Origin of the sequence: Nocardia sp. NPDC051787, from assembly GCF_040681325.1 — a bacterium.
GTDB lineage: Bacteria > Actinomycetota > Actinomycetes > Mycobacteriales > Mycobacteriaceae > Nocardia.
The window spans coordinates 1-25,968 of record NZ_JBFAYO010000021.1 but is presented as its reverse complement, the minus strand read 5'-3'; the positions used below and the strand labels follow the sequence as shown (position 1 = coordinate 25,968).

The window sequence follows — 25,968 nt, the reverse complement described above, 5'->3', positions numbered from 1 at the left end:
GCCGGATTGTCCGCGTCCCGGTGCCCGGAAGGGTCGGCCGCGCATTCCGGGCCGGGGAGAACACGTGCCCCGCTCATACCCAAGACGGACAAACATGGGCGCAGTTCGTCGCTTCGGACCCCGCGAACGCCTACAGTCGCGCGTCTCGGCGTCGATAACCGCCGGCTGCCTCCGCACCGCCGCGGTCCCGGCAACTGATGCGCTTTATGTCAACAGTTGCCGAGACGCCGGTGGCTGGGCCGGCTGACGATCGCGCCGAACGAGGTCAGCTCAGTCGCCGGATATCTCCGCGTACCCGATAGAACCCGCCGCGCGCGGACTCGGCCACGCCGTCGACCACGTATCGGGCGCCCGCACAGCGAATATCCTTGGGGAACTGGACGTTCCATCCGAGCTGATATCCCGGGGAGACGACGCGAACGCGCAGGGCGCCGCCATGGTCCACGCATTCCACGATGACACCGGTTCCGGCGTCGGACGTCACCTCGACGGTGGTGCTCGGCACCACGGCGGAGATCTCCGGAGCCTTCACCGACACCGTCTGGGGCAGCACACCCTGCTCGGCGTCGCGAATGGCGGCTTCGCTGACATCGAGACAGGCCAGCGTGCCGGTGGTGGTCACCAGGTACAGCTTGTCGTCGTGGTACTGCATGGAATAGGCCGAACCGCAGCCGGTGGCCAATTTCCACAGCCGGTTCCCGGCGGCGTCGAAGCAGTACACCGAGGAGTAGTTGTCACCGGCGAAGACGTAGCGTCCGTCGGGTGAGGTGGCGCAGGAGAAGACCGCAGCATCGCATTGGTAGGTCTGCTCGGAGCGGCCGCTCTTGGCCACCATGCGGACCTGACGACGGGCCGTACCGGCGTAGACCGCGTCGGATTCCTGCCAGCCGAAGAGCACCTCGCCGCCGGTGCCGACCTGCCACAGGGTGTTTCCGCTGTCCAGGTCATATTTGGTGACACCGGCGGAATGCCCGTGGTAAACGCCGCTCGGGTCGATGCGCACCATCCACCCCGAGTCGCCGGTGCTGCGACGACTCCACAGCGACTCTTCTTCGTAGTCGATCACGGTGATGCCGCCTTGGCGGTCGGAGACGCCGAGGATGCCGTCGTGAATATCCAGCCAGTAGATGTCGACGTCGGCCGCAATGTCGTAGGCGGCCCTCGGCACCTTGCCCGACAGGTCGTAGACGCGGCCGTCGTCGCATCCGGCGTAGATCCAGAAGTCGTCGGCCACAATGCATTTCACCGAGTCCGGCAGACGGTAGCGGCCGGTGACCACGCCCTCCGGGGTCAGGATGTACACGTCACCGTTCTCATTGCCCACCCAGCAGCGACGCTCGTCGACGAAGATGCCGAAGGCGGCCGCGCCGGAGTCGAAGCTCCACAGCACGGGCGCCGACTTCGCGGTCGAGCGCTGACTGCTGATCGCCCGCCTCGTCACCGGACGCCTGGCCCGCGCACCCATCACCGCGGGCGCATACCCCTTGCGAACCTTCTCGCCGATCTTCTTCGCCGCGGCCGCCTGCGCCTTCTCCTCAGTGGCGAACGAACTGACCTTCGTCTGCCCTTGCTCCCCGATACGGCCGAACCGAACGCTCACCTGCGTGCCCGCGACGGCTACCTCGTAGAACTTGTGCGCCGAACCGCTGTCCTCGGACAGTTCGAGATAGGTGGTTCCCCCGATAGTCATGTGCGCCTCGCCTCTTCGTCAGATCAGAATGGAACGAAAGTTAGCAAGGGGGACCGACATTCAGGGCGGCCGCGACAGATCCCCAGCGGTAATCGCGTGGCAAAGCGCGCCGGTAGCGTCGGCTGTCAAGGTCGGCGGCCGCCCGGCTCTCGGTGGGTTTGGGCTGGTCGCTCGCGGACCCGTCTGGAAGCGCCGACGTTGGCGCAGGTGTGGCGGGACGCTCGGCAGCGTCCGCGACGGATGGCCCGGATCCCGGGCGCCGGGAGATTCGGCTGTGCGCTCGGGCGTCGATAACGGCGGGTTCGGCTGGTTGTGCACCCATTCCGTTCGGCAACCGCGGAAGAGCTCCGGCTCAGGTATAACTCGGATCGTTCTCCTCGCGAAACCCTTCGATCGTGACCTGAACGACCCGCTCGAGTTGGGTCCGTATGTCGGTGTTGTCGGCGGGGACGGCTTTGATGGTGGCTCCGCTGCGGACGAGGTAGCGGCCGTCGGGGTAATCCATCACGTGGAAGCCCCGGGCGGGTGCCGGGCGGTTGTCCCATGCGGGGCCTGCGTAGACCGCGACGTGGGCGATGGTGGTGCGGCGGCGATCGAAGAACTGCTCGGCTCGCGCGCGTGGCGGGGGAGGTGCCCCGACCCGGTATGGGCCCTCATCCTCGGCGTCGAGGTCGTGCCGGGAGACTTCGATGCCGGGGCCGCCGCCACGCGGAGCGTCCGGGAGCAGGTCGATGACGCGACGGCTCACCTGCGCCGCGTCGATCAGCGACATGTGCACGTCCCCACCGCGATCCGGTGACGAGGTCGGTTCCTGCACCAGCAGCACGGCGTGCCGGTACTGCACGGCGGCGTGGATGCGTAGTTTGTCCTGTCCCTGGAATCCCGCGACCTCGATGCGCGCCTCGGGTTCGGCCAGCACGCGCAGCGCACCGTACAGGGACTCGTCCCAGCGCCGGTGCAGTCCGGCGGCTTCGGATTTCCACTCCGCTTCGTACTCGGCGACCGTGTCCGCGGTGGACCGGTATTGCAGCGGGTACGGAAGCACGTCGCGCTCCGCGGCCCGCCACAGCACGGTGAAGCCGAGCGCCGTGAACGACCACTCCGGTCGGCTCATGGGGCCGGTTCGTCCGTCGAGCACAGCAGTCGCGGCGTGCGTGCCAGCGCGGCGTCGCTGCTTCGTGTGCTCATTCGCCGATCACCGGCGGAACCGTCTTCAGCCTGTTCTCCTCGCCGAGACCGGTGAGTTCCTCGCCGTTGCGCTGGTTCACCAGGTACTCCTTGACCTGGTGTTCCTTGTCGTCATCGCCCTTGCCGCGCGCACCGGGCGGCATCATGCCCGGCATCCCGGCCATACCAGGGCGCCCGATGCCGGATCGTGCGGTTGCGGCGGCCGGAGCAGGGCTCGGAGCAGCCGGGATGCCATTGACGCTGCGGTCGGGTGCGGGAGTGCCCAGGCCGGGCACGCTGGCGCCTGGTGTGCCGGGGGAGCCGGGACTCGGTGAGCCGGGGCGGGGCGGTGACGGATCGGTGCCAGGGGTGGTACTTGCCGGTCGGGTCGACGGCTCGGTGCTTGCGGGTGTCGTCTGATCGGTTGTGTTCTGTTGCTCGGCAGGCGGATTCGCCTCCGTTGAGACGGTGTTCTCTGGTGCGCCCTGCGCACCGGGCGGCTGTGTGGGTTGCGCGGTCGTGGGTTTGTCGCCGGGACCAGGCGATTGAGGTTGCCAGCCGTTGTTCGGTCCAGACAGCTGGCTGCCGGACTCGTGCACTGGATTATGCGGTTCGGGTACCAGCGGTACGCCGGTGTCGGCCTCCCGGACCGCGGGATAGAAGACATTCCTGACGACGTGCACCGAAGCGTCGTGTGCGGCATCGGCACGATGCTGGTTCAGCTTCCACGTCGGGCCGGGCACCCAGCTCGCCAGGTTGCTGGTCCACGTGTGACCCGGCGTCTCCTGCACGGCGGGCCGCGTGACCTCGATGCCCGACCGGATAATCTTCACCTTCTCGGCGATGATCTGTACCGAGCCGATCAGCCCGCCGGACTTGTCGACGTACTCTTTGACCCCCGTCCGCCGCGCCTTTGGCCGCCGCGCCTTCCCACTTCCCTTCCATGGCCTTGCCGATCTCCGGGCCGAAACCCTGCAAACCTTGCTGCAGCCGGTTCCGAATGGACTCCCACCGCTGATGCAACGCGACGACATCGGTGATCGACATCGCTTGCACGCGTTCATAGAGGTCGTCGATGCCGTCTGGATTCTTGTACGCACTCTCCGGAACTTTCGGCGACTGGGTCAGCAATTCGGTGCCACCGCGCATGATCTCGGCGATGCGATTGCGCGCGATGGCCGCGTCGGGACTCTCATCGCGCGAGCCACTATCGGGTGGGCCGGATTTCGACTGCTCGTACAGTGCGGCACCGATCGCGACCATGAACGGTAGACCCACGACCATTCCCCCCGATCAGTTCAACAGAGTGTTCGTGTTTTGCGCGTTGGTCTCGTCCTGGGCGCCGATGCGGTCGATGGAGACCTGGATCGTGTCACGCATCAGGGCCAGCACCTCGATGTGCTCCCTCAGTGCGGAGTCTACGTCACCCTCGCCGCCGATCGCCTTGCCGCCCAGCATCTTCGCGAGCTCGTCCGCGCAGTCGAATCTACCGAAGCCAGTGACGTTCGTCATGTAGCGCAGGTCATCGAGGAGAGCTTCGTAGAGGCGGATTTGATTGGCGCACGCGTCGCGACATCCCTTGGCAACCGAAGGGTCGAGGTACAGCTGTCCGGCTTTGGCTTGATCAGCGAGATGGCGCCATAGCTTGATCTCTTCATCCATCGACATTTGTCAAGTCCTTCTGATCAACTCGGAAATACGGGGACCAGGATCTCTGCCACTTTCTCGGCCCGGGTGCACGGGGCTGTGGAATTGCTCGACGAAGTCTGATTGCGGATCAAGATCTGCAATGTCCCCTGCCTCGCGTTGAACAACAAGCTGCATACTTCGTCGACTTTGTCGGATGCCACCCGATGCTCGACTCCTTGGCGTCCGGCAATCGTGACATCCTTGAAGTCGATGTTGTCGGCCTTCTTTTCGAAGTCGTCAACCTTCTTGATTGTGGAAAAGACTCCGACGCTGAAATCCTCGTTGTTCCATGAACACACCTTCCAACCCGGTTCCTCGACACCCGCGACCCCCGAACGTTTCGTTTCCGGGCGGACGCCGATCTGCTGCAATGCGCTGTTCGAAACCTGCGTACACGGATCCCACAGCGCGGCCGTCGCCGCCGATGTATCGGTGACGGCACTTGGCGTGGCGGTGCCCTCCGTACCCGATCCGCACCCCGAGGCAACCAGCGCCATCCCAGCGAGCGCTGCCACCGTCGTTCGTCGTCCCACCGAAGCCTCCCGATCCGGGCCGTCATAGTCGTCCCTGAAGTGTAGGACGCACGAACGCATCGTCTGGTTCCACCGGATTCGGCACCTTCTTGTAGTCCGGGTACGCGAGTCTGTTCACGGCTGAGACGACCCGGTGTCGCCTTGTGCACCGCACGAGGGTGGGCGGTGCACAACTCCTCATGGAATCGCTGGAGGACGGGGGCGTTCGCGGCCGGACTGCTGGAATGCCCCTCGATTTCCGGTTTCCGATCCGGCTCTGCGAGGAGGTGTATATCCTGCGGGGACAATTGCTTTCGGGTGGGACATGCAGGGGAAATTGGCCAATGATCGGGGGCGCTGGACATGTACATGACGACCGGTGAAGTCATCCGGCGGATCAGGAAGTCCCTCGGCATGACCCAGACTGAGCTGGGCGCATTGATCAACTTCTCTCAGCCTGCGGTCTCGGGTTTGGAGCGCGGTGGTCCAGCCTCGCATGATGTTCGTGTTCTGCGGCTCGTGGCCCGTGCGCTTGGGGTTCCGCTTGCCATACTGGTAGTGGAGTCGGACCAGGAGGCAGATGTGGACCGTCGCAACTTCTTCAGAGCAGGGGCACTAGGTGTTGCGGAGGCCGCCATGACGTCGGCAACGGCCTCGTCCAAAGCTGGCACATCGTCCAGTGTGAAAGTCGGCGTGAGTGATGTGGCCGCCATCAGTGAGGGCGTGAACCAGATTCACGAGCTGGATTTGGTGGTCGGTGGCGATCGATTGTGCCAGGTAGCTGCCAGCCAAGTTCGCTACGTCGAGCAGGTTCTCAACCACGGCAGCTACACGGAGGAGGTTGGGCGGGCGCTGACCAGCGTGGGTGCTGAGATGATGACGGCGGCGGGTTGGGTCCATTACGACGCGGGTCGTCTCGACCAGGCTCGTCGGTACTACGCAGATGCGGCGCACGCTGCCAACGCGGCGGGTGATGGGCTCGCTGCGGCCCACGCGCTGGTCAACGCGAGCTGTCTCATGGTCGACCGTTCCGAGGAAGATATGGCAGGGAGTACGCTCGCCCTGCAGTATGCGCAGGCCGCATCACGTGCGTCGCTGCGTGACGGCGGCCCGAAACTACGTGCATTGATGGCGATCCGCGAAGCTGAGGCCTATGCAGTGCGCGGTGACAAAGCGGCGATGACAGCGTCGATCAGCCGGGCATATCGCGCCTACGATTCCAGTCGTGGCCACGATCAGGATTGGGTGTTCTTGCCCGACGCCGAACTAGTCGGTATCACCGGCAGGGCCCAGATGTGGCTGGGCGAGCATGATGCAGCGAACGCCCACTTTCAAGCTGCCATCGATAGCTCGTCGGCTTGGCCTAGAGAGCGTGCAGGTTGGCAGCTCAACGTTGTTGAGAACTTCGTCAATGCCGGTGACATCGCCCAAGCGTGTTCAGTTCTCGCCGACAACTTCGATACCATCTCCAGCCTTGCGTCCACACGTCTGCATCAACGAATCGACGTGATTGTCGACAAGGTTCGCTCGCATGCTGCGGTGCCGGAAGTGCGGGAGTTCTTGGCGAAGCGTGCGGCGCGGGTCGCCGACGTTCGTCGCCCCACCGAACTCGCCCGACCTGAGGCGTAGAGGCTGTCCCTGAAGTGTAGGACGCTGCATCGAATCGTCTGGTTTTCATCGGATTCGACACCTCGAGCGGCCGCTCGAGGTGGCTTACGCATAGTTGAGACGAGACGATCTCGCTTCGTGCACCGGATCGACGCCACGCTCAGTTCGATCGGCTGTGACATGTGCGTTGCGTCCGGCGTTCGATTGTTCACGCTGTCTGGCCACGAAACTCGCGTACCGTTACACCTTCCGTGGAGGCCTGCGATGCGTCGCCGATCGTCATCCAGGTTGTTCGCTCAAAGATCCGAATCCAGTGCGTCGTCCAGATATTTTCCGCTGTAACCCGCCGGTATGGACGAGTCCGCGAGGGTAGTCGATCGGCGGTTGGTTTGGGCATGTCGCGCCGCCATTCGACTGTCCTCGTCGCGTTATTGCACTCGGATACCAGCGAACCTATCTGGACGGGGCACCTACACATGGGTTATCGCGAAACTACGAGTGGCGTCGTGGCGTGTCTGGATTTTGAATTCCGTCGCGGCGGAGCGGTTCCGGACCGGTCCGGGAGCAAGTGACGATCGAGTGCACGACAGTGCTGATGTGCGGGCGGAAGGTGTCGCGTGGCGCGACGACCCATCGCCGGTACCCGGTCCTTTCGTCGCCCGGGGACGGCAGGACTACTTCGCCGCCATCGGGGACGATCGTCGCGGCAGCGCGCAGCAGTGCGGTGAAGACGTCGCTGTCGGCGGCGAGTGTGCCGGTGTCGTCGGGGCGGGCGAGGATGCTCCAGCGGCCGGACCCGTGCGCGATGACAGGTCCGAGCAGATATTGCCTGGAGAGGTCGGTGTACACCATTTCGCCGAGCCATTCGGAGACCGTGACCGCGGCGACGGCACCTGCACGCAGGGTGATTCGTCCCGTTTCGCCGTCCACGAAACACGGAAGTCCGCAGATGTGCCGGTAGTGCAGACAGCGGGTCAGCGTGGGGTCGGCCGGTGCGCTCATGGCTGGCCCATGGTGGCGGCTCGGCTGGGATGGGGAGCTGGGGTCGCGGTCCGATTCATGCGTCATTCGTGGTATGTCCATTCGCTTTTCGAAGATGAGATTGGGAGATCAGTCCCAGAGTTTGCGCGCAGGGCAAAGGCGGAAGGCCGTCGTGCAGCTCGTCATCGACGGTCACGGTGAGTTCCGGAAAACGCCGCGCCAGGTGGTCGGCCACACTTTCGGCTTGTTCGGCGCAGGCCTGATAATCAAGGCGCAGTGCGCCGGATTCGATACGGATATGGCGGATTCGGCGTCGGTCCGGTGGCGCTGTCGGCACATCCGGTTTCACTGCGGCTTGCTGTTGTCCGGCATCATCCGCCCGCGGTCGATCAGCACCTGCCGTGCCGCCGCTTTACGGGGACAGAGTCTCATGCGGCAAGCCACGTGCACCCGCATCACCTCATGGGCTCGACCGAGGGTGAACGGCAGGATCGGCTCCTGCTTGGCAGCCGTGTCGCTCAATGCGAGGAGCTGATACATGGCAAGGGAATTCATGGACGCGACGCCTCTCTGTTTCGAGCACCATCGATCGGCGGTGCCCGGCGCCGGGGGCTGTCGCCACCGGTCCGTCACTCTGGCGGGCCAGTGCGCCGCTGAAACGTGCGGCGTCGGCCCGGCACCGGGCACCTGACACCGAACGCTAGAGGTCGAAAACAGCCAGGTGGGGCCGCAAATTCCAGTCTCCGTTCCGGCTATCGGATGAGGCGTATATCCGGCGGAGGCCGCCCATTCTCGGAGCGGACACTCAGAGGGGCGGCTACCGGGTCGGCTCAGGCCAGTTGGCCGCACGCCGGGTACCGATGCAGGCGGAGGAGATCGAGTCCATGTGGCAGTGTGGGCACCATGTCACACCGGCTCCGAAACCTCAGACCCGGCTGCGCGATTCGTCTGCGTGGCGCGGTATCCCTTACCGTTCTCGCCGTCATCGCGCTGGCAATGTCCGGGTGTGTTGAAACGCAGGAGGAATCCATGAAGATCGGTGACTGCGGCTATTTCAGGAAGGGCCAAGCCAACCGACCGCCGGACCTCGAGCACCGCAGCTGCACGCATCCCGAGGCTGCGTTGGTCGTTGTGGGCAAATCCTTGAACGTAGATTGTCCTGACTCCCGGTTCAGCTGGTCTGCCGGGAGAAAACCGGGCACCAAGCGTCGCTACGTCTGCACGCATCTGAACGCTCAGGTCGGTGACTGCTTCAGCAACGTCAAGTACGGGGAAGGTCACCTGTTCGAGATTCGTAAGGTGCCGTGCACGACGCCGCGCGCGTTCCAAGTGAACACTCGCGTCGAGAGCGACGACATCGGGGTCTGCAAGCCCGTCAGAAGCAAATACCGTGAGACCATTGATATCGCGCACAAGCAGCCGCCGGTGTCGTTCTGCCTGCATCGCGTCGGCACCTGACGACAACGTCGGCGGAGCGGCGAACGGCCGATGGCGCGCACCGTCGATGTTCGTCATCCGCCGCCCCACAGACATCGCCGCCCAGCACGATCGTCGGCGAGATGGGGCAGTGGCGCGACATTCGAAAAGTGTGTGCGACAGTGCTTATCGCCCTCGCTTGATCGATTGTCCGTGACACCGCGGTTGGCTCCGTGCGCAGGTTGACGAACGGTGTGCCGTACATCGTCCGCCAGGGCCGTGCGGCTGCGAGGTAGCGGAAGAATATTGATGGAACCGATCGTCCCCGCGCTGCGTCAGTAACAAGTGATGGACCCAGCGAACGATGTCGGTGTGCGATCTGCACAACGGCGGATCGGTCGGAAGTAGGTAGTTGCGAAGCAGGAGGTGGTGATGGCCGTATTCGATTCGAACCCTGCCGCGGAGGCTATGGCGCAGGTGGCGGCGGACTTCGAGCGCCGGGCCGCGCTGTACCAGGAGTTACAGGGGCGGATGACGGCCCTCACGGTCACCGAGTCCAGTAGCTGCGGCCGGATCAGTGTCACCGTCGACGCCAATGGCGTGCCCACCGCCGTCAACCTGTCGGCGAGCACTCGGGGGATGGACCCGGCGGTCGTGTCCGCCGAAATCATGTCCTGCCTGCGCCGGGCCCAGTCGAAACTGCGCGCACAAGTGACCGAGTTGGTGCACAACACCGTGGGTGACGATCCCGCCGGTGCGGCAATCGTCGAACGATTCGTCCAGCAGTTCCCGGACTCGGAGCCGAGCGAGACAGCATCTCCGGAGTACCCAGCGCCTTCGTATGCTCCGCCGCCGGTGCCGCCCACGTACACCCAGACGCCGTCCGAACCTACGGAGCCCGCACCGTGGGGGTCGCCCCCGCCGCCCCCATCACCGCCGCGCAGCCGAAAACCCAACCGCGAGCAAATCGTCACCCCGGACGATCCCGACCCCGAAGATGAGTACTACCGCCGTAAGTCTTGGCTGGTGTGACCATGACCAACCCTGACGCGATCTCGGTGGACCCCGGAGAAGTACGTGAGCACGCGACGAAGGTGCAAGATCTGATGAAGCTTTTGACGCATTCGCTCGAAGCCGCCACCTACCTCGGTGCCGCGGACGACGGATACGGGGAGATACCGCGTCCGTGGGTGAAACTGGTGCTGGACGACAATCACCGAAATACTATCGAGGTCATTCGCAAGCTCGCTGAGGACGTGGCCGTCCTGCCGGGCAAACTCCGTACGGTCGCAACGACCTTCGAAGACAGAGACGGCGCCTTCCATAACGCACTCATCGAACTGCGTGACTCGATCGCCGACGCACAGAAAGGTGCGAGGTGAGCACCGATATCGGCAACTGGCTCAACGAGCACACTCCCGGTTTCGATGACCCGAAGAAGCCCGAGGGCAATCCGCTGCTGAAGGAAGCCGCGACCGACTACCGCGAGGAGTACTTCCAGGAAGACGTCTTCTTCCTGTCGAAGGTCGGTCTTGCCAGCGACGATTCCGGTGTTCCCGGCATTGTGCAGGGCACCATCGTCGGTGACGCCTGGGAGGTGTACGCGAACCTGCAGAACGGCGATACGTTCGAAGCGCTAACAGGCGGCGTCGGCGTCAGCGCGGCCGTGGCTGGATTCGATCCGTTCGGATTCGTGGGAGATCAGATCGCCGGATGGATGCTCACCCACGTAGAGCCGTACCGGAGGACGCTCGACGGGCTGGCCGGAAACAACGAAATGGTGGAGGGGTACTCCAAAGCCTGGATGAAGATTTCCACAGAGCTGACAGGCATGAGCGGCACGTGGAAGAAAGGGCTGGCGGAGGACATAGCGACGTGGACCGGTAAAGCAGGCGACTCCTACCGCAGCACCGCCACGGATCTCACCGACAAGATCCTCGCGGCGGCTGGAGTGGCTGCCACCCTCGGCGCCACCATGAAGACGGTGTCGGAAATCGTGGCAGCGTACCGCAAGCTGGTGCAGGACATTCTGACCAGCCTGGCGGGAGCGCTCATCGGGTACACCATAGAACTGGCAGTGACCGCGTTGGCCGCGACTCCGCATGTCATCACCGCGGCGCTGGTAAGGATCGCCCGTGACGGTCTGAGAATCTCGATGCTGCTCGCCGACATGCTGAAGGCGCTGAAGGATGTGCACGCGTTCAGCCAGGCGGCGGCCGCTGTCATCCATGCCCTCCTCGGGCCGGACGAAGAACAGGCGAATTGATCTTGAACTGAGTTCGCTGCTGGATACCCTGAGCCGTGCCTATTTGGTTCGACATCGGAGAAATGCAGCAGGTCGACCCCGCAACCTGGCGGGATCCTCTGACCGGTGACATGGTGAACGTGTCGTACTTCGACATCGCCCCCGATCTGCCTGCGCCACTTGAGGATTCGACGACGCTGCGTCGTCGCCTTGCCGAAAGAAGTGCCGAGGGCGGCTGCCTGATCGAAGCTTTCGTGGTGTGGCTGGACGCGCAACCCGCCCTGTTGCGAATGGAGAAAATGCCTTTGCCCAACCAGCCCCAGGGCTTGGTGTTCGCCGCGTCCGTGATTGTCCCGAAGGCGCGCAGCAGCGCGGTGCTTCAGATCCTTTGTCCCGAGACCGGCACTACTGGTATGCGCGAGGCCATGCTCACCGCCAAGATCGGTTTCGACAACATGTTCCCGCCACATCCCTACGCGCCCGAGGTGCGGGGTCGGTTACCGTACAACGCGGCCGACGACATCCGATGGGACGCAGAGTTTCCCGATCACCCGCTCAGCCGTGCCCGCCGCTGGATCGCGCACACCGTCCCGACCGCCCGGCTCGCCCCGGAATTCGCGGCACTGCCCCCGTTCACCGGGTGACACGACGTGGTGGCCTGCGGTTCGATGCCATCTCTCTGGCTGGTTCCGACGTAGCCGTCGGCATGGATGGACTCCAGCGCCGGATCGGTGCCGAACAGGTCGCGCACGGGCAGCGGGACGGTGCGGATGGCAGTGAGTCTGCCCCGAGGTTCTGCGCTTCGACCTGAATTGCCGCATGCATGGCCGCGTCCTCGTACGCTTTCAGAAGATCGAACTCCAGTGTGCACGATGGGTTCGAGTCTCATTGCGGCACAGCAAGTCCAGCCGGGTTGTCCGCTCGGTCCGGTGATGGCAGAGCTATGGTGGTTTGCTACAAAGCCCGACACAGCTACATCCGGTCCGGGCTCGGATGTCTGTGGATACTGGCAGAATAAGACCGGGTCTGACGAGGGGGATCACACCATGGTGTTGACCGCGCGGTTCCAGCCAGGATCAGCCAGCCGTCCATTCGTGAATCGTGAGACCGTGCTGGCTCGCTTCGACGAACTGCTGGCCGAAGCCGCGGAACAACCCCGGGTGATGCTGCTCAGCGGTATCGGCGGGATCGGGAAGTCACGGCTGGTCACCGAGCTGCGTGCGCGGGTCGAGAAGAAGAATCCGGCGGCGGTGCTCGATTTGCAGGTGCCGGGTCACCGGCAGGCCGCGGATGGGCTGGCCGTGCTGCGCGTTCAGTTCGGCGCCCAGAAGATCAAGTTTCATCGCTTCGACCTCGCCTGCGCGGTGTTGTGGCAGCGCATGCACCCGCATCTGCGGCTCACCGCGGACTCGCTGGCGCTGGCCGAGCACAGTGAGATCCTGACCGAAATCCTGAACGACGCCACCGGTATCCCGGTTTTCGGGACCGCGACCAGGCTGCTCGATCTCGGCGCCCGCCGGGTCGTCCGTACGCACCGGATACGTCATGATCCGGTTCTGCAAGAGCTCGACCAGTTGAGTCTCGCGAGTCTGGAGCAAGCCGTTTCGTACCTGTTCGCGGAGGACCTGAAGAGCGGCACCGAGGGCAAGGAGCCCTATGTCGTTTTTCTGGACGCCTACGAAGCATTGATGGGCGGCACCGATCGCGAGGGCCGGGCGGCGGCCTCGGATGCCTGGTTGCGCGATGTGGTCGCGCAGCTGGACACCGGCCTGGTCGTGATCGCCAGCCGGGAGCCGCTGGGGTGGGAGCGCCATGATCCCGAGTGGGCGGCACGGGTACGGACCGCGCCGGTCGACGATCTGCCCGAGGACGCTCGATTCGAACTGCTCGATTCGTCGGGGATCGAGGACCCCGCCGAGCGCGCGGCGATCGCGGTGGCGAGTGCGGGCGTGCCGTTCTACCTGCATCTGGCCATCGATTCCCGCACTCGCGCGGGGTGGCTGCCGCCCGCCGAACTGGTTTCTCCGGAAACGATTCTGGAACGCTTCCTCCAGCATGTGCGTCCCGAGGAAGTGCGGATGCTGGAGCTGCTGGGGTTGCCGCGCACGTTCGATCGGGAAATCTTCACCGCGCTGGCCCGGCAGTTCGAGCTGCCGGGTCATGTCGCGGCGTGGACATCCTTGATCGGGTACTCGTTCGTGTACAACGCGGACGACGGTGACGGCGGCGAGCGCTACCAGCTGCACCAACTGATGGTGGCGGCGCTGCGCCGCCGCTTGGACGCCGAGGTTCGGCGCACTCTGCACGCGGTGCTGCACGACCTTTGGCTCGAACGCGCGGAACGGCCGGCGGGGCGAGTCCTTGCGTTGCGGGAGGCCGGATACCACGGGGTCCGAGGCGGGATTCTGTCCGCGGTGACGCTGCTCGCGTACGTCGATCGGATCGAGGCCGCGGGCGGAAGTCAGGGCGTCGGGGGAGTGATCAGCGATCTCGACCGCTATCTGAGCGAGTCACATGAGAATCTGGCAGGCATGGCGGAACTGTCGGAACTGAAGCGGTGCCTGGAAGCGGAGTCGGCCGTGCTGCTCGGTGATGCCAAGCAAGCCGACCGGCTCACTCGTGATCTTCCCTTGGATCGCACCGGGCCGATCGCGGATCGGCTCGCGGTCGCCGCGGCGAGATCGATACGCCGCGCGGCTGATTTCGCGGATACTCGGCGTCGACGCGAACGCGATGTACACCGAAGCGCTTTCGCTGGCACAGGCGGCAGCGGGCTACTACAACCACAACGTCCGGGTCGACGGCCCGATGGGCGCGGTGAATCTGCGGATCGCCGTCGACGGCGCCGATGTGATGGACCTGCGGCAGTGGCCCGAGCCCGCGGTACTGCTGGCGATCGAACCCTTCGTAGCTTCGGCTCCACGATTGCGCTGGGAATCGACACAGCCCGCATATCAGATCCACGACCACATCGACGGCGACCTGCTGGATCGAATCGCGCCGCGCGGTACGCCGGTGCCGTCCCATGTACCGGGTGACGTGGCTGGGCTCTTCGCCGACCTGCGGCGCATTCCGCGCGAGCTGATACCGCCGGTCGGGGAGGCATGGAACGAGGACCCGGCGGACTTCGCCCGGCGGTTGTCGGCCGTCACCGCACGCGTGCACCGCGAAGGCAGCGCCGTTTCCGGTGAGCTGTACCGTCGGTTGGGCGTCCCCGATCAGCCGCTCGAGGACATCTTCGCTTCGTGGGACACGCTGGAAGCGCGTCCGTTTCGGATCGTGCATGCCGACGTGCATCGGAAGAACATGATCGTGCGGGATGGACGCGTCGTGTTCATCGATTGGGAGCTGGCGCTCTATGGCGACCCGTTGTACGACGTGGCCACGCATTTGCACAAAATGGGCTATCTCCCGGACGAGCAGGAGGCATTCCTCACCGCATGGTGTGAAACCGAACCCGAGGCCGCGAGCGGCGCGCGGCGGCGTGACCTCCAGACATATCTCGACCACGAACGGGTGAAATCCGTCCTTGTCGACTCGATTCGCTACCGCAAAGTGCTCGCGGAGGGACACGCGGGCGCAGCTAGGGAGACGGCGTTGGTGGCCAGTCTGGTCGGGAAGCTTCAGCCGGCACGCGAGGTATGGGGACAGAGCGCGCCAGTCGACCCCGTGGCGGTGGAACCCGCTCTGCGCGAGCGATATCGAGTCGAATCAGGTCAACACGAGCAGTGCGGACCAGGCTCGAGCTAGCCTACTGGCGACAGGGCTCGGCGACATCGGACCAACGGGGGCATCGGATGCCAGACGAGGGACCCAGCAGCAATCCCGGCGAGAACGATCGTCAACAGCAAGGCAATCGCCAGCGTGAAGGCGCATGGGCGATCATCGGTGGTGCCGCTGGCGCCATCGGCGTTGTCGTCGCGGTGATCTTCGGGATCGTGCAGTGCTCACCGGACTCGCCCTCGGCGAGCCCCTCATCATTTACCGCCTCGCCGACGAGCACATCGTTCGTGGCACCGACAACATCGCCGAAACCGGCAATCCTCACCCAGGGCCATCAGAAGCTGGCCAACGTTCAAGGCATCGATCTGGACACCGGACAGATCGAAGACCAAGACCTGCCCGGCGTCGATGTGAGCCCGTCGAAGACCGCCGACAGCCTCAACGCAATGAGCCATGGCACACCACGATTCGCGCTTCCCGCCGACGCCGCAACCGGTCCCGACGCGCATGATCGATGCCGCGCGGTCGCTGCAGGTTCATGGACCAAAACCCTGCCCAATCTCTATGCCTTGCACATCGGCACTACGATCTGTGTGCGCACCGAGCAGAGCAACCTCGCAGTTCTGACGCTGACCCACGTCCCCTCCGCCGCCGAGCAATACCTCGAATTCGACTTCGTCACCTGGCAGGTTCGCTGAACCATCGGCACGATTCGGCGATCGTTGCAGTCGGATTCAGTGCCGAGGTCCAGCCACCCATTGCGGTCAGATTGTCGCGCAGCGAAAGCCACACTGCTCGAGTGCATCGCATGACGAACCGGTTTCTATCGCGCGGCGACCATCGCGTCCACCGTCTCCGGGGACAGCATCTCGTCTGCCACCAGGCCCGCCAACCCGACGAACGCGCCGTTCTCGCCCAGCTGGGACGGGCCGATGTCGAGGTTCCGCAGCGCGCTCGAGTGCGCGTTCGACTCGACGGTGCGTCGCAGACCCTCGAGAAACGGCGGTAGCACGCCGATCGCGCCCCCGACGCGGACATAGGTCGGGTTCACGATCGACACCATCGTCGCGACCACGGTCCCGACGAGGCGCCCGGCCTTTTCGGCCGAGCGGATCGCATCGGGTCTGCCGTCGCCGACGAGCCGGACGACATCGTCCGCCGTGCGCACGCCGAGCGGTCGCAGCTCTCGGACCAGCGCCTGCCCGCTGGCGCTGGCCGCGACGCACCCGCGGCGGCCGCAGCTGCAGCGCTGCTGACTGCCCTCGATCCGCATGTGCCCGATTTCCCCGGCGGAGCCGCTCTCGCCTCGGTGGACGCGTCCCGAGATCACCACGCCCGCACCGATTCCGGTGCCTACCTTGACTCCGACGAGGGTCGCGCCGGGACGACCCAGCGCGCAGAAGTCGCCGAACGCCAACGCATTCGCGTCGTTCTCCAGTAGAACGGGGACGCAGAGCGCGTCGGCGAACGGCTCGCGCAGAGGCGCGCCGTTCCAGTCCGGCATGGTCGGGGGCGCCACGGTGACTCCGCGCTCATGATCGATCTGCCCCGGCACCGAGAGCGCCATCGCGCAGAGGGAGTCTGCTCGCCCGGTCTGTCGCAACAGTTTCCGGCCCGCGTCGAGCAGCATAGGCACGATCTCTCGTGGGCTGTGCCGCAGCGGCAGCCGATGGTCCTCGCGCACGAACACCGTCCCGCGCAGGTCGACCACCGCCAGCGTCGCGTGGCTCTGTCCGAGGTCGGCGACGAGCGCGGTGCGGCCGGTGTCGTCGACCTCGAGCACTTCGGCACGCCGGCCGCCGCTCGATTCCCGGTGGCCCGCGTGGCGAACCAGGCCGAGGGCGCGCAGCACCTCCAGCCGCTCGACCAACGTCACCCGCGACAGGCCCGCGCGTTCTTGCAGTTCCAGCCGGGTCAGCGGGCCCGCGGCGCGCAGCAGGGCGAGCACATGTCCCGGTGAGGTGGGGCTCGACGGCGTGGATGTTGTCGCGGGCATATTGACAATATCCCTCAACGGACTTACGTTAACCAAACTGACAAAAGTCCGAAACGCGGTGTGCCCGAACAGGAGCCATGCATGTCGGTATCCGGTGTGACGCGCAGATCCTTCTTGCGCGCGGCGGGCGCCGGCGCGGCGGCTCTGTCCGCCGCGGCCTGCACCGGCTTCCCGACCAGCGGCAACGGTGGGATGATCTTCCTGTCCACCCAATTCCGTCCCGCCGACGAGGCCGAGCGGTTCCGCGGCCTGCTCGCCGATACCGCACCCGGCGTCGGTTACGTGACCATCGAGGAGAGCCCGTTCTCCAGCCAGGTGCGCAGCCAGGTCGACGCGGGCTCGACGCAGATCGGCCTGCTCGGCGGCCTGCACGGCGACATCGCGCCGCTCGCCGGCGGCTACCTGCAAGACCTCACCGGTCTGCTCGCCGACCTCGGTGACCGAGGCTGGTCCACCGACTACTTGAAACTCGCCAAGGTAGGCACCGACCGTACGTGGTATATCCCCTGGGCCACAGCGAGTTACGTTCTCGCCGCACACGCTGATGCGCTCGCGCACCTGCCGTCCGGCGTCGACGCCGCATCGCTGTCCTATGACCAGTTCCTGGACTGGGCCATTGCCGCGCGCCGTGCCAACGGCAACCGCCCGATGCTCGGTCTGCCCGCGGGCCCGAAGGGCCTGCTGCACCGGTTCACACAAGGGTTCCTGCTGCCTTCGTTCACCGGCGGACAGATCACCACCTTTCGTTCGAACGAGGCCGTGACGGCGTGGCAGTACTTCCGTGAGCTGTGGGCCAATTGCGCGCCGTCGAGCACGAATTACGACTTCATGCAGGAGCCGCTCGACAGCGGCGAGGTGCGCGTGGCGTGGGACCACGTGGTCCGCCTTGTCGACGCCCCCGAGCGCGACCCCCGGAACTGGCGGATGCTGCCCGCCCCGCGCGGCGAGCGCGGCCTCGGCTACATGGCCGTGATCGCCGGACTCGCGGTCCCCAAGGGCAGTTCGGACCCCGAACTCGCGCAGCGGACGATCAACACGCTCACACGCCCGGAAACGCAGCTCCGGCTGCTGCGTTCCAACGGCTTCTTCCCGTCCGTCGACACGGCGATCCCGGACGACCTGCCACCCGCCGTCCAACTCGAGGCCGACGCGGTACGCCGACAGCAGGAAGCGCCGGGCGCCATTCTCTCGCTGCCACCGGTGGGTCTCGGCCAGCGCGAAGGTGAGGTGAGCAAGGTGTTCAAGGACAGCTTCCGCTCGATCGTGCTCGACGGAGCCGATATTCGAGCCACCCTCGATCAGCAGGCGCGGGTGCTCCAGGGCATCCTCGACGACCTGAACGTGCCGTGCTGGGCTCCCGACCCCGCCACCGACCTCTGCCGGGTGGGATAGCCATGATGTCGCGACTGCGCTCTCCGTGGATCCTGCTATTGCCCTCGATCGTGCTCATGCTGGCGCTGTTCGGGTGGCCGCTCGGGCAGGGCGTGCTGGAGGCCTTCCGTGGTGACGACGGCTTCACGCTCGCCAACTGGGAGCGATTGTTCAACGATCCCTATATCTTCAGCGCCCTGCGCAACACGCTCGTGCTGATTGTGATCGTCGTGCCGATCCAGCTCGTGCTCGCCGTCGGCATGGCACTGCTCATGCAGGCACGGCCGCGGTTCGCGGGCGGCCACTTCTATCTGTGGTGCCTGCCGCTGGCGATCTCCGAACTGGCCGCGGGCCTGGTGTGGCTGTCCATTTTCGACAACCGCGGCTATTTGAACTCACTGCTTGTCGGGCTCGGTCTTTCGGATGACGGTGTGCAGTGGCTCAGCTATCAGAACACCGGCACGATGCTGCTCGCGGTGGTGATCGCCGAGGTCTGGCGGGCGACCTCGTTGGTGTTCGTGATCGTGGTGGCGGGCGTGCAGATGATTCCGCGCGACTACGACGAGGCCGCGCAGGTGTTCGGCGCGAACTTCTGGCAGCGGCTGCGGCACGTGACACTGCCGCTGCTCGGGCCGAGTCTCCAGGTGGCGCTGATCCTGCGGACGATCCTCGCGCTGCAGGCGTTCGCCGTCGCCCAGGCATTGACCGGCCGTGACTTTCCGCTGCTCGTCGGTGAGACCTACGAGTGGTACGCCAACCTGCAGAACCCCGCGGTCGCCAGCGCCGTCTCGCTGATCGTCCTGGCGATCTCGCTCGCCACCGCGGTGTTCTATCTGCGGACGGTCCGGCAGCCGGAGGAGGCACGGTGAGCCGCGTCGCGATGAACCAGACCGAGCAGCGCACGCTGCCGCCGATCGATCGTGCACCGCTGCGCAGGCGCCGCCGGCGCAGAGTGGGGGTGCAGGCGGCCTGCCTCGCCGTGACCCTGTTCATGGCGCTGCCGATCGTCCTCATCGGACTCGCCGCGGTGTCCTCACGCGAGGCGCTCAACGAGTTCCCGAAGCCGTTGATCCCCGCCGATTTCTCTACCGAGACACTGGTCGCCTTCTTCCGGGCCACCGGAACCGTCCAGGCACTGGGCAACTCGGTGCTCGTCGGCCTCTACACCGTGTTCTGGTCCCTCGTGGTCGGCGCACCGTCGGGATATGCGTTGGCGCGTCACGTGTTTCGGGGCAAAGACGCCTACCAGGTTTTCATCCTCTTCGTGCGGGCGTTGCCGATCGTGGTGCTCTCGGTGCCGCTCGCCACGATGTTCCTGCGGATCGACGTCTACGACACGGTGTTCGCTGTGACGCTGGTGCACACCACGCTCGCGCTGCCGACCACGGTGCTCATCACGGCGAGCATCTTCGTCGCGGTGCCGCCCGATCTGGAGGAGGCCGCGCGGGTCTTCGGCTGCACCCGCTGGCAGGCGGCGCGCAAGATCGTGGTGCCGCTCGCGCTGCCCGGCCTGGCCGCGTCGTCGATCTTCACCTTTGTCTTGTCGTGGAACGAGATTCTCGGCGCGACGATCGTGACACTCGGGCACCGCACACTGCCGGCGCAGGTGCTCACGGCGCTGGACGAGGCGTCGACCGCGTACCGCTTCGCGGGCGGTTTCGCGTTGATCATCCCGGCGCTGCTGTTCATCTTCGTGATGCGGCGCTACCTGGTGAACATGTGGGGGACGACGCTCAGATGACAGGGGTTCGCTAATGGCTGAAGTGGTGGTCCGGGATCTGGTGAAGACCTATCCCGGCGGCACGGCGCGCGCCACCGACGAGGTCTCGCTGGAGATCTCCGACGGCGAATTCATGGTGCTGCTCGGGCCGTCCGGCTGCGGCAAGACGACCTTGCTGCGCATGATCGCCGGATTGGAGCTGCCCGACTCGGGGCAGATCGTCATCGGCGGCAAGGACGTCACCTATCTCGAGCCGCGGCGGCGCAATCTGTCGATGGTGTTCCAGTCCTATGCCGTGTTCCCCAACAAGAAGGTCGCCGACAATATCGGCTTCGGCCTGCGGGTGCACGGTGTACCCGCCGACGAGATCCGCCGCAAGGTCGCCTGGGCCGCGGAGCTGTTGCAGCTGACGCCGTACCTGGACAGGTACCCGGCGCGGTTGTCCGGCGGGCAGCGTCAGCGTGTCGCGGTGGCGCGGGCGATCGTGATGGACGCCGACGTGCTGCTCATGGACGAGCCGCTCTCCAATCTGGATGCGCTGCTGCGGCTTTCGTTCCGGGCCGAGCTGAAGAAACTCGTCGCGGAACTGGGCACCACCACGATCTACGTCACCCATGACCAGGTCGAGGCGCTGTCGCTGGGCAACCGCGTCGCCGTGATGCGCGACGGGGCGATCGTCCAGTGCGGCCCGCCCACCGAGGTCTACGACGACCCCGCGACCGAATTCGTCGGCGGCTTCCTCGGCAGCCCGCCGATGAACTTCCTGACCGGCGCGGTCGCGGCGGGCGACGACGGGCCGCGCATCGACCTGGGTGGGCAGTCCCTCGCCGTGCCTTCGGCGCTGTCGTCGTTCGAGGGCGGGCAGCTCCGGCTCGGCATCCGCCCGGAGGCCATCGTGGTGGACAACGGCCCCGCGGACGTGACGGTGCGCGGCGAGCTCCAAGTGCTCGAACCGCTCGGCTCGTCGACCTTGCTGACCACCGACATCAGCGGGCAGACGGTGAAAGTCCAAGCACCGCCCGGCTTCCGGGCCGACGAGGGCGGCACGTTGACGCTCCGCGTGCCGCCCGAGGCATGCCGCTGGTACGACCCGGAGACCGGATTGCTGCTGGAGGTCGCGTGATCACCGCCGCGGGCGACCGCGATATCCATTTCCAGCCCGCCCGGCTGGTCGCCCGGGCCACGCTGGTTCTGCGAGACAACGACACGGGCAACCTGGTGACCGCGGCGCCCAAGCTCTATCCGCACATGTGGAGCTGGGACGCGGCGTTCATCTCGATCGGACTGGCCTACTTGGACGTGAACCGTGCTGTCACGGAACTGAGCACGCTGCTGGCCGCCCAATGGGCCGACGGGATGATCCCGCACATCGTGTTCACCGACGACCGCGACTACTTTCCGGGCCCGGACCGCTGGGGCACCGACTCCGCGCCGCAGGCGCCGTCCGGCGTTCGCACGTCCGGGATCTGTCAGCCGCCGGTGCACGCGATCGCGCTGCGCCGCATCGTCGAGATCGCGCGCAAGACCTCGCAGGCCGACGCCGAGCTGGCCGAGCGGTTCGCGCGACGCGCCTGGCCCGCGCTGTATCGCTGGCATCGCTGGATCGTGCGCCACCGTATGCCCGACGCGAGCGGCCTGGTGGCGATCGTGCACGGGTGGGAGTCCGGCATGGACAACTCGCCACGCTGGGACGAGCCCTACGCGGCCGTCGTCCCCGGCCCGGACCTTCCGCCGTACACGCGGCTGGACCTGCGGCAGGTGAACGACGCGAGCGAGCGGCCGAGCGCGGAAGAATACGACCGATACCTCTGGCTCATCGAGCAGATGAAGCACGTGCACTATCACCCCGACCAGGTCGTGCGCGCGTCGAGCTTCCTGGTGGGCGATGTATTCACCACCGCGGTGTTCGCCGTGGCCTGCGATACCCTCGCCGGGCTCGGCGAGGACCTCGGCGTCGATTCCGGGCACATCGGCGACGTGCGTGCGTGGGCGGCGCGAGCGCGGGAAGCGGTCGCAGGCAGTGTGCATCCCGAGACCGGTATGGCGCGCGACCGCGATATCCGGCACGACCGCTGGCTCACCACCGAGTCCATCGCCGGGTTCGCGCCGCTGCTGTGCGGCGGCCTGCCCGCCGACGTCGAGAAACGCCTCATGTCCACCCTGGACGGCCCGGACTGGTCGGGCAATCCACACCTGCTCGCCGCGGTGCCGCCGTCGGTGTCGCCCTCGTCGCCGGAGTTCGACGCGCGCTGCTACTGGCGTGGTCCGCAGTGGCCGGTGATCACCTGGCTGTTCGGCTGGGCGTTCGAGCAGCGCGATTGGCCGCGGCACGCGAGCGAGTTCCGCGCCCAGGGCGTGCATTTGGTGTCGGACGGCTCGTTCGGCGAATACTACGAGCCGTTCACCGGCAAGCCGCTGGGCAGTACGAACCAGTCGTGGACCGCCGCGGTGGTGCTCGACTGGCTGTGCGGGGTGTGGTGAGCCGGATATTTCACCAGGCGGGGCGGATCGGTCCGGGTGGCGCGATCTGGACCAAATCGGCGACGAGTTCCCTGAAGCGCGTCTCGCCCAGTGCCTCTCGCCATGGTGCGACCGCAGCCTGGGCGGCCTGATCGGCGGCGCGAGTGGCGGCCCAGCCGTTCTCGGTCAGCTCCAGCAGCCTCGCCCTGGCATCGTGTGGGTGTGGTCGGCGCAGCACATATCCCTTGCGGACCAATTCCTCGACCAGCTGGGCGGCGGCCTGCTTCGTCACCCCCAGGTGCTCGGCCAGGTCGGCCGTGGTGGCGCCGCCGAAAGAGATGCGGGCGAAGGCGAACCCGTGGGCCGGACGCAGGCCCTCGAATCCCTGCTGGGAGACCCGATCGTGGATCTCCTGCACCAACTGTCCCGAGAGTGCGAGCACGAGCGCGGAGAAGGCCAGGGCGTCGTCCATGGGTTGACTGTAGCTGGTCAATCTGATTGTCTATATGGGCAAGCAGATTGTCTATATGGAGTCCTGATGCCCTTCGCCCGCAGTACCGAGGCCGTCGTTCACGAGATCCACGGCGCCCGCTTCATTTCCTACGTCAGTCCGGCCACTGGCAGCCGGGACCTCGCCGCCTGGCGCGCCGAAGTCCCGGCGGGAACGGCGCCTCCGGCGCACGTGATCAGCCACGAAGAAGCGTTCTATGTTCTGTCCGGCCGACTTCGGTTCACCATCGACGGCGAAGCCGCCGAACTCGGCGCCGGTGACGCGGCGGTGGCGCCAGCAGGCTCCGCGCTCGCGGTGGCCAATACAAGCGACGAGCCTGCGCACATGTGGGTGACTACCCGCGTCGGCCTCAGTGCCGAACTGGCCGATGGCAGTACCATCACGCCGCCGTGGGCCAATTAGTCAGGGGGACCGGGCCTCGGCACACGCCGACGGCAGCGAGCATCGTATGAAGGATGCGGTTGGTGTCCCATGGGTCGCAGCGGCTTGGATCACATGCTCTGCGCCGCAGCGGTCGGTGGCAACACGCGGCGCGCTCTCGTCCCGCAGTCTGGGTCGAATCACCTGGCGGAGGCGCCGATCCAGATGCCGGTGATGACGTTGGCCATGATCGATCGATCGGATTGTGTCTGCCCGTACACGGCGACGACGGTGCCGACGCGTATGTCGGCCGCCCGGGCGGCAGTCATGACGTACATCTTGGTGGCGGTGTTGCTACGGACCTTGACGCTGCTGCCGGTCAGATTCTTGACCACTAGTGTCGTACCGTCGTTGGCGGTGACCTTCCCGACGGCGACCCCGATGCCCAGTCTGGCGGCAGGGGGAACGGATGCGGACGTTGCCGCGGGTGCGGTAGTCGGTGGCGCCGTGGTGCTCGGCGGAGTGGTGGTGCGGAGCGAAGTCGTCGGCGTCGCCTGCTGCTCGATGGAACGGTCGACGAACAGGCAACCGGAGACCACCAATAGCACTACGCCGATACAGAGCCCGACGAGCGCGGATGTACCGAAATGGTATGAGTGATCCGTTAAACGTTCTCTACCTCGTTGTTTCGGCGAAGACGCCGCCGTTGTTCTTGCCCTATAACGTGATTCGTATGCGGGCACAGCTGGCGATTCGCTGTGGGCATCCGAAGGCGAACCGTTGCCGCTCCCGGTGCCCGGTCTCGCGTTCATTCTGGAAATGGTTGCCGCTGAGAGTGTTCCGGGATCGTCCCAAGCTGAGCTGGTGGACCCACTCTCGCTGCCATGCGTGCTCCACCGGGGCATACGGAAAGCGTATGTGTCCCAGCCCACGTGCTTGTTGTCACTGGCGGGAGTACGGATGCCACCAGCCCCGACGGGCGCTCGTCGGCTCGGTCGCTTGATCCACACATCATGGATCGCATGCCGACTACCTGTTGTGGGTGGTCCGTTTTCCGATGGCGGCGCTGAGACCGTCGAGTTCGGCGAGGACATCGGTCGCCGCCCAGATTCGATTGCGTTTGTTCTCCGAGAGCACCTCGAGGATGCCGACTTCGGTCAACCTACCGAGAGCGCGGTACACGCTGGCTTCGGTGGTGCCGGTGATCTTCTGTGCCCTGTCCGCGTTGAAGATCGGAGTATCCAGCAGTGCGGCCAGTACCGATTCGTCTGCGGAGTTCGCCCGCGGCTTGGCGCGGGCGCTCCACTGTGCGGGGAGGTCGGCGAGGGCACGGGCGGATTCCTGCGCGGCCTCGCAGGAGTGGATCGTTGCGACAGCGACGTATTCGATGAATTCGTCGACGAGTCCCTTGCGGTATCCATTCAGCTGGCTGAAGTAGCGGCCGGTGTCGGCGAGCATCGCTGATGCCAACGGGACCGTGACTCGCTGGGTGAGTCCGCGTCGCCGCAGCACCGCGCTGATGAGGGCACGCCCGATGCGGCCATTGCCGTCGGTGAACGGATGGATTGATTCGAACTGGGCATGCGCGATGGCGGCCTGCGCGAGAATCGGCAGGTCGATGCGCCCGACGAAGGCGATCAGGTCGTCCATCAGTTCGGCAACCAGCTCCGGCGGGGGCGGAACGAACAGCGCGTCGATCGGGGTGTAGTCACTGCCGCCGATCCAGTTCTGCACTGTGCGCAGCGAGCCGGAGTCCTGAGCGGTGTAGAAGTCGGGGGCCATCAGCAGGCGGTGCGCCTCCAGGATGGAATCGAGCGTGATCGGACCCTCGGCGGCTGCGGTAACGAGTGCCGCCAAGGTCCGCACGGCGGCCAGTTGCGACCTGGCCTCCTCGCTCGCTTTCCCTCCGGCGACCGCTGTGCCGAATGCGCGCCACCCTGCGTCGATGTGCTCGATCTTCGACGACGCCACGGACTCGCTGCGCAACAGGAAGTCGGCCAATGGCGCCAAGTGCTGACCGTAGCCCGCCTCGAGCCGCGCTACCGCGATCACTGCGTCCTCGTGCGCTCGCGCGACCGGCCCGGAGGGTGCGTATGGCAGGTCGGCGATGCGCGGTGGGATCGAGACTTCGATCTCAGTGAGGGCTCGGTCGGCGCGTGAGCCCTGGCGGTGGCGGGGGATCCACGAGCGGGTGTCCGCGTCGTGAGATGGCCAGCTCATAACCCCCTCCCTTCGAACGAACTGCAAACAAGCGCGCTCACGATATACTTTACATATACTATCCTCTAGTAAATCAGGGCTGGTTGTACTTTGCTTCGATTAGGGAAGAGTGGTCTACGTGCGGCTCGACCGAGCGCAGCGGTGTAAACGACAGCGACTCCTCGTCGGTGAGACGAGGAGTCGCTGTCGCGGATGCGGTCGAGCCTAGCCACTGTTTTGAAAGTGGGTGAGGGTGGGCAGTTGCCCGCTCTCACCCGTGTCGGAGCCATTGGTTGATGGCAGCGATGCGGATGGTGGCC

General features: G+C 65.8%; 27 protein-coding genes and 1 pseudogene. 16 read left to right on the top strand and 12 right to left on the bottom strand.

The annotated features are described in order from the left end of the window. Window positions 1-265: 265 nt before the first annotated feature. The 3 genes from AB0M45_RS21990 to AB0M45_RS21980 form a co-directional block, all read right to left on the bottom strand. A complete protein-coding gene (locus AB0M45_RS21990) occupies window positions 266-1,690 on the bottom strand; it encodes a WGR domain-containing protein (protein WP_364332085.1) in 1,425 nt (474 codons plus the stop codon). A gap of 352 nt (window positions 1,691-2,042) precedes the next feature. Then, entirely contained in the window at window positions 2,043-2,804 is a 762-nt protein-coding gene (locus AB0M45_RS21985; RefSeq protein ID WP_364332082.1) for an ESX secretion-associated protein EspG, read from the bottom strand. Between the two features lie 70 nt (window positions 2,805-2,874). Next, a complete protein-coding gene (locus AB0M45_RS21980; protein ID WP_364332079.1) occupies window positions 2,875-3,690 on the bottom strand; it encodes a hypothetical protein in 816 nt (271 codons plus the stop codon). On the opposite strand from AB0M45_RS21980, the gene AB0M45_RS21975 reads away from it, so the two are divergent. Then, window positions 3,659-4,129, top strand: a complete 471-nt coding sequence (locus tag AB0M45_RS21975; RefSeq protein WP_364332076.1) for a hypothetical protein — start codon at window positions 3,659-3,661, stop codon at window positions 4,127-4,129. The genes AB0M45_RS21980 and AB0M45_RS21975 overlap by 32 nt on opposite strands. A gap of 21 nt (window positions 4,130-4,150) precedes the next feature. Here the strand turns inward: AB0M45_RS21975 and AB0M45_RS21970 are convergent, their stop codons facing one another. Then, window positions 4,151-4,525, bottom strand: a complete 375-nt coding sequence (locus AB0M45_RS21970) for a hypothetical protein (protein ID WP_364332073.1) — start codon at window positions 4,523-4,525, stop codon at window positions 4,151-4,153. Between the two features lie 17 nt (window positions 4,526-4,542). Continuing rightward, window positions 4,543-5,061 carry a DUF3558 domain-containing protein gene (locus tag AB0M45_RS21965; RefSeq protein WP_364332070.1) on the bottom strand — a complete coding sequence of 173 codons (519 nt, stop codon included), beginning with the start codon at window positions 5,059-5,061 and terminating at the stop codon, window positions 4,543-4,545. A 366-nt stretch (window positions 5,062-5,427) separates the two neighbouring features. On the opposite strand from AB0M45_RS21965, the gene AB0M45_RS21960 reads away from it, so the two are divergent. Beyond that, entirely contained in the window at window positions 5,428-6,687 is a 1,260-nt protein-coding gene (locus tag AB0M45_RS21960; protein WP_364332067.1) for a helix-turn-helix transcriptional regulator, read from the top strand. A gap of 471 nt (window positions 6,688-7,158) precedes the next feature. Here AB0M45_RS21960 and AB0M45_RS21955 read toward each other — a convergent pair whose 3' ends face one another. Genes AB0M45_RS21955 through AB0M45_RS21945 form a run of 3 tightly spaced genes read right to left on the bottom strand, consistent with a single transcriptional unit; the run spans window position 7,159 to window position 8,202 of the window. Next, entirely contained in the window at window positions 7,159-7,668 is a 510-nt protein-coding gene (locus AB0M45_RS21955; protein ID WP_364332059.1) for a DNA-directed RNA polymerase subunit beta, read from the bottom strand. 55 nt (window positions 7,669-7,723) lie between these two features. Continuing rightward, the gene (locus AB0M45_RS21950; protein ID WP_364332056.1) at window positions 7,724-7,996 is read right to left on the bottom strand and encodes a hypothetical protein; all 273 of its coding nucleotides are present in this window, start codon (window positions 7,994-7,996) and stop codon (window positions 7,724-7,726) included. Further along, on the bottom strand, window positions 7,993-8,202 hold the full coding sequence (locus AB0M45_RS21945) for a hypothetical protein (RefSeq protein WP_364332053.1): 210 nt from the start codon (window positions 8,200-8,202) through the stop codon (window positions 7,993-7,995). The genes AB0M45_RS21950 and AB0M45_RS21945 overlap by 4 nt, the downstream gene beginning before the upstream one ends. 474 nt (window positions 8,203-8,676) lie before the next feature. On the opposite strand from AB0M45_RS21945, the gene AB0M45_RS21940 reads away from it, so the two are divergent. The 8 genes and pseudogenes from AB0M45_RS21940 (at window position 8,677) to AB0M45_RS21905 (ending at window position 15,729) form a co-directional block, all read left to right on the top strand. Beyond that, window positions 8,677-9,105 (top strand): hypothetical protein, encoded by a 429-nt coding sequence (locus tag AB0M45_RS21940; RefSeq protein WP_364332050.1) that lies wholly within the window; start codon window positions 8,677-8,679, stop codon window positions 9,103-9,105. Window positions 9,106-9,495: 390 nt separating this feature from the next. Continuing rightward, entirely contained in the window at window positions 9,496-10,095 is a 600-nt protein-coding gene (locus AB0M45_RS21935; RefSeq protein WP_364332047.1) for a YbaB/EbfC family nucleoid-associated protein, read from the top strand. A 2-nt stretch (window positions 10,096-10,097) separates the two neighbouring features. After that, window positions 10,098-10,445 carry a hypothetical protein gene (locus tag AB0M45_RS21930; protein WP_364332044.1) on the top strand — a complete coding sequence of 116 codons (348 nt, stop codon included), beginning with the start codon at window positions 10,098-10,100 and terminating at the stop codon, window positions 10,443-10,445. Then, complete coding sequence (locus AB0M45_RS21925) at window positions 10,442-11,329, top strand: hypothetical protein (protein ID WP_364332041.1); 888 nt, start codon at window positions 10,442-10,444, stop codon at window positions 11,327-11,329. The genes AB0M45_RS21930 and AB0M45_RS21925 overlap by 4 nt, the downstream gene beginning before the upstream one ends. Window positions 11,330-11,364: 35 nt before the next feature. Next, window positions 11,365-11,952 carry a hypothetical protein gene (locus tag AB0M45_RS21920; protein ID WP_364332038.1) on the top strand — a complete coding sequence of 196 codons (588 nt, stop codon included), beginning with the start codon at window positions 11,365-11,367 and terminating at the stop codon, window positions 11,950-11,952. 66 nt (window positions 11,953-12,018) lie between these two features. Then, a pseudogene (locus AB0M45_RS21915) lies at window positions 12,019-12,912 on the top strand (AAA family ATPase); the annotation flags it as partial. Window positions 12,913-13,900: 988 nt separating this feature from the next. After that, window positions 13,901-15,058: an aminoglycoside phosphotransferase family protein gene (locus AB0M45_RS21910; protein WP_364332035.1), complete on the top strand. Its 1,158-nt coding sequence runs from the start codon at window positions 13,901-13,903 to the stop codon at window positions 15,056-15,058. Further along, window positions 15,037-15,729: a hypothetical protein gene (locus AB0M45_RS21905; RefSeq protein ID WP_364332032.1), complete on the top strand. Its 693-nt coding sequence runs from the start codon at window positions 15,037-15,039 to the stop codon at window positions 15,727-15,729. The genes AB0M45_RS21910 and AB0M45_RS21905 overlap by 22 nt, the downstream gene beginning before the upstream one ends. 125 nt (window positions 15,730-15,854) lie before the next feature. On the opposite strand, the gene AB0M45_RS21900 is transcribed toward AB0M45_RS21905, so the two are convergent. Beyond that, the gene (locus AB0M45_RS21900; RefSeq protein ID WP_364332029.1) at window positions 15,855-17,027 is read right to left on the bottom strand and encodes an ROK family transcriptional regulator; all 1,173 of its coding nucleotides are present in this window, start codon (window positions 17,025-17,027) and stop codon (window positions 15,855-15,857) included. A gap of 81 nt (window positions 17,028-17,108) precedes the next feature. On the opposite strand from AB0M45_RS21900, the gene AB0M45_RS21895 reads away from it, so the two are divergent. Genes AB0M45_RS21895 through AB0M45_RS21875 form a run of 5 tightly spaced genes read left to right on the top strand, consistent with a single transcriptional unit; the run spans window position 17,109 to window position 22,599 of the window. Next, window positions 17,109-18,419 (top strand): ABC transporter substrate-binding protein, encoded by a 1,311-nt coding sequence (locus tag AB0M45_RS21895; protein ID WP_364332026.1) that lies wholly within the window; start codon window positions 17,109-17,111, stop codon window positions 18,417-18,419. A gap of 2 nt (window positions 18,420-18,421) precedes the next feature. Continuing rightward, complete coding sequence (locus AB0M45_RS21890; protein WP_364332023.1) at window positions 18,422-19,267, top strand: sugar ABC transporter permease; 846 nt, start codon at window positions 18,422-18,424, stop codon at window positions 19,265-19,267. Beyond that, window positions 19,264-20,139, top strand: coding sequence for a carbohydrate ABC transporter permease (locus AB0M45_RS21885; protein ID WP_364332020.1), 876 nt, complete (start codon window positions 19,264-19,266; stop codon window positions 20,137-20,139). The genes AB0M45_RS21890 and AB0M45_RS21885 overlap by 4 nt, the downstream gene beginning before the upstream one ends. Window positions 20,140-20,152: 13 nt before the next feature. Beyond that, window positions 20,153-21,241: an ABC transporter ATP-binding protein gene (locus AB0M45_RS21880; protein ID WP_364332017.1), complete on the top strand. Its 1,089-nt coding sequence runs from the start codon at window positions 20,153-20,155 to the stop codon at window positions 21,239-21,241. Continuing rightward, window positions 21,238-22,599 carry a glycogen debranching protein gene (locus AB0M45_RS21875; RefSeq protein ID WP_364332014.1) on the top strand — a complete coding sequence of 454 codons (1,362 nt, stop codon included), beginning with the start codon at window positions 21,238-21,240 and terminating at the stop codon, window positions 22,597-22,599. Before AB0M45_RS21880 ends, AB0M45_RS21875 begins: the two co-directional genes overlap by 4 nt. A gap of 10 nt (window positions 22,600-22,609) precedes the next feature. Here the strand turns inward: AB0M45_RS21875 and AB0M45_RS21870 are convergent, their stop codons facing one another. Further along, window positions 22,610-23,050: a MarR family winged helix-turn-helix transcriptional regulator gene (locus tag AB0M45_RS21870; protein ID WP_364332011.1), complete on the bottom strand. Its 441-nt coding sequence runs from the start codon at window positions 23,048-23,050 to the stop codon at window positions 22,610-22,612. 66 nt (window positions 23,051-23,116) lie between these two features. Between AB0M45_RS21870 and AB0M45_RS21865 the strand changes: the two genes are divergently transcribed. Further along, window positions 23,117-23,491, top strand: coding sequence for a cupin domain-containing protein (locus tag AB0M45_RS21865; protein ID WP_364332008.1), 375 nt, complete (start codon window positions 23,117-23,119; stop codon window positions 23,489-23,491). A gap of 158 nt (window positions 23,492-23,649) precedes the next feature. Here the strand turns inward: AB0M45_RS21865 and AB0M45_RS21860 are convergent, their stop codons facing one another. Both AB0M45_RS21860 and AB0M45_RS21855 read right to left on the bottom strand, forming a co-directional pair. After that, the gene (locus AB0M45_RS21860) at window positions 23,650-24,057 is read right to left on the bottom strand and encodes a hypothetical protein (protein WP_364332005.1); all 408 of its coding nucleotides are present in this window, start codon (window positions 24,055-24,057) and stop codon (window positions 23,650-23,652) included. 421 nt (window positions 24,058-24,478) lie between these two features. Next, window positions 24,479-25,669 carry a Fic family protein gene (locus tag AB0M45_RS21855; RefSeq protein WP_364332002.1) on the bottom strand — a complete coding sequence of 397 codons (1,191 nt, stop codon included), beginning with the start codon at window positions 25,667-25,669 and terminating at the stop codon, window positions 24,479-24,481. Window positions 25,670-25,968: the final 299 nt, after the last annotated feature.

Bases quoted from the DNA above. Each gene is read 5' to 3' on its own strand.
- AB0M45_RS21990 (WP_364332085.1), bottom strand. From the start codon at position 1,690: ATGACTATCGGGGGAACCACCTATCTCGAACTGTCCGAGGACAGCGGT.
- AB0M45_RS21985 (WP_364332082.1), bottom strand. From the start codon at position 2,804: ATGAGCCGACCGGAGTGGTCGTTCACGGCGCTCGGCTTCACCGTGCTG.
- AB0M45_RS21970 (WP_364332073.1), bottom strand. From the start codon at position 4,525: ATGTCGATGGATGAAGAGATCAAGCTATGGCGCCATCTCGCTGATCAA.
- AB0M45_RS21960 (WP_364332067.1), top strand. From the start codon at position 5,428: ATGACGACCGGTGAAGTCATCCGGCGGATCAGGAAGTCCCTCGGCATG.
- AB0M45_RS21955 (WP_364332059.1), bottom strand. From the start codon at position 7,668: ATGAGCGCACCGGCCGACCCCACGCTGACCCGCTGTCTGCACTACCGG.
- AB0M45_RS21945 (WP_364332053.1), bottom strand. From the start codon at position 8,202: ATGAATTCCCTTGCCATGTATCAGCTCCTCGCATTGAGCGACACGGCT.
- AB0M45_RS21940 (WP_364332050.1), top strand. From the start codon at position 8,677: ATGAAGATCGGTGACTGCGGCTATTTCAGGAAGGGCCAAGCCAACCGA.
- AB0M45_RS21935 (WP_364332047.1), top strand. From the start codon at position 9,496: ATGGCCGTATTCGATTCGAACCCTGCCGCGGAGGCTATGGCGCAGGTG.
- AB0M45_RS21930 (WP_364332044.1), top strand. From the start codon at position 10,098: ATGACCAACCCTGACGCGATCTCGGTGGACCCCGGAGAAGTACGTGAG.
- AB0M45_RS21910 (WP_364332035.1), top strand. From the start codon at position 13,901: ATGCCAAGCAAGCCGACCGGCTCACTCGTGATCTTCCCTTGGATCGCA.
- AB0M45_RS21900 (WP_364332029.1), bottom strand. From the start codon at position 17,027: ATGCCCGCGACAACATCCACGCCGTCGAGCCCCACCTCACCGGGACAT.
- AB0M45_RS21895 (WP_364332026.1), top strand. From the start codon at position 17,109: ATGTCGGTATCCGGTGTGACGCGCAGATCCTTCTTGCGCGCGGCGGGC.
- AB0M45_RS21890 (WP_364332023.1), top strand. From the start codon at position 18,422: ATGATGTCGCGACTGCGCTCTCCGTGGATCCTGCTATTGCCCTCGATC.
- AB0M45_RS21880 (WP_364332017.1), top strand. From the start codon at position 20,153: ATGGCTGAAGTGGTGGTCCGGGATCTGGTGAAGACCTATCCCGGCGGC.
- AB0M45_RS21870 (WP_364332011.1), bottom strand. From the start codon at position 23,050: ATGGACGACGCCCTGGCCTTCTCCGCGCTCGTGCTCGCACTCTCGGGA.
- AB0M45_RS21865 (WP_364332008.1), top strand. From the start codon at position 23,117: ATGCCCTTCGCCCGCAGTACCGAGGCCGTCGTTCACGAGATCCACGGC.
- AB0M45_RS21855 (WP_364332002.1), bottom strand. From the start codon at position 25,669: ATGAGCTGGCCATCTCACGACGCGGACACCCGCTCGTGGATCCCCCGC.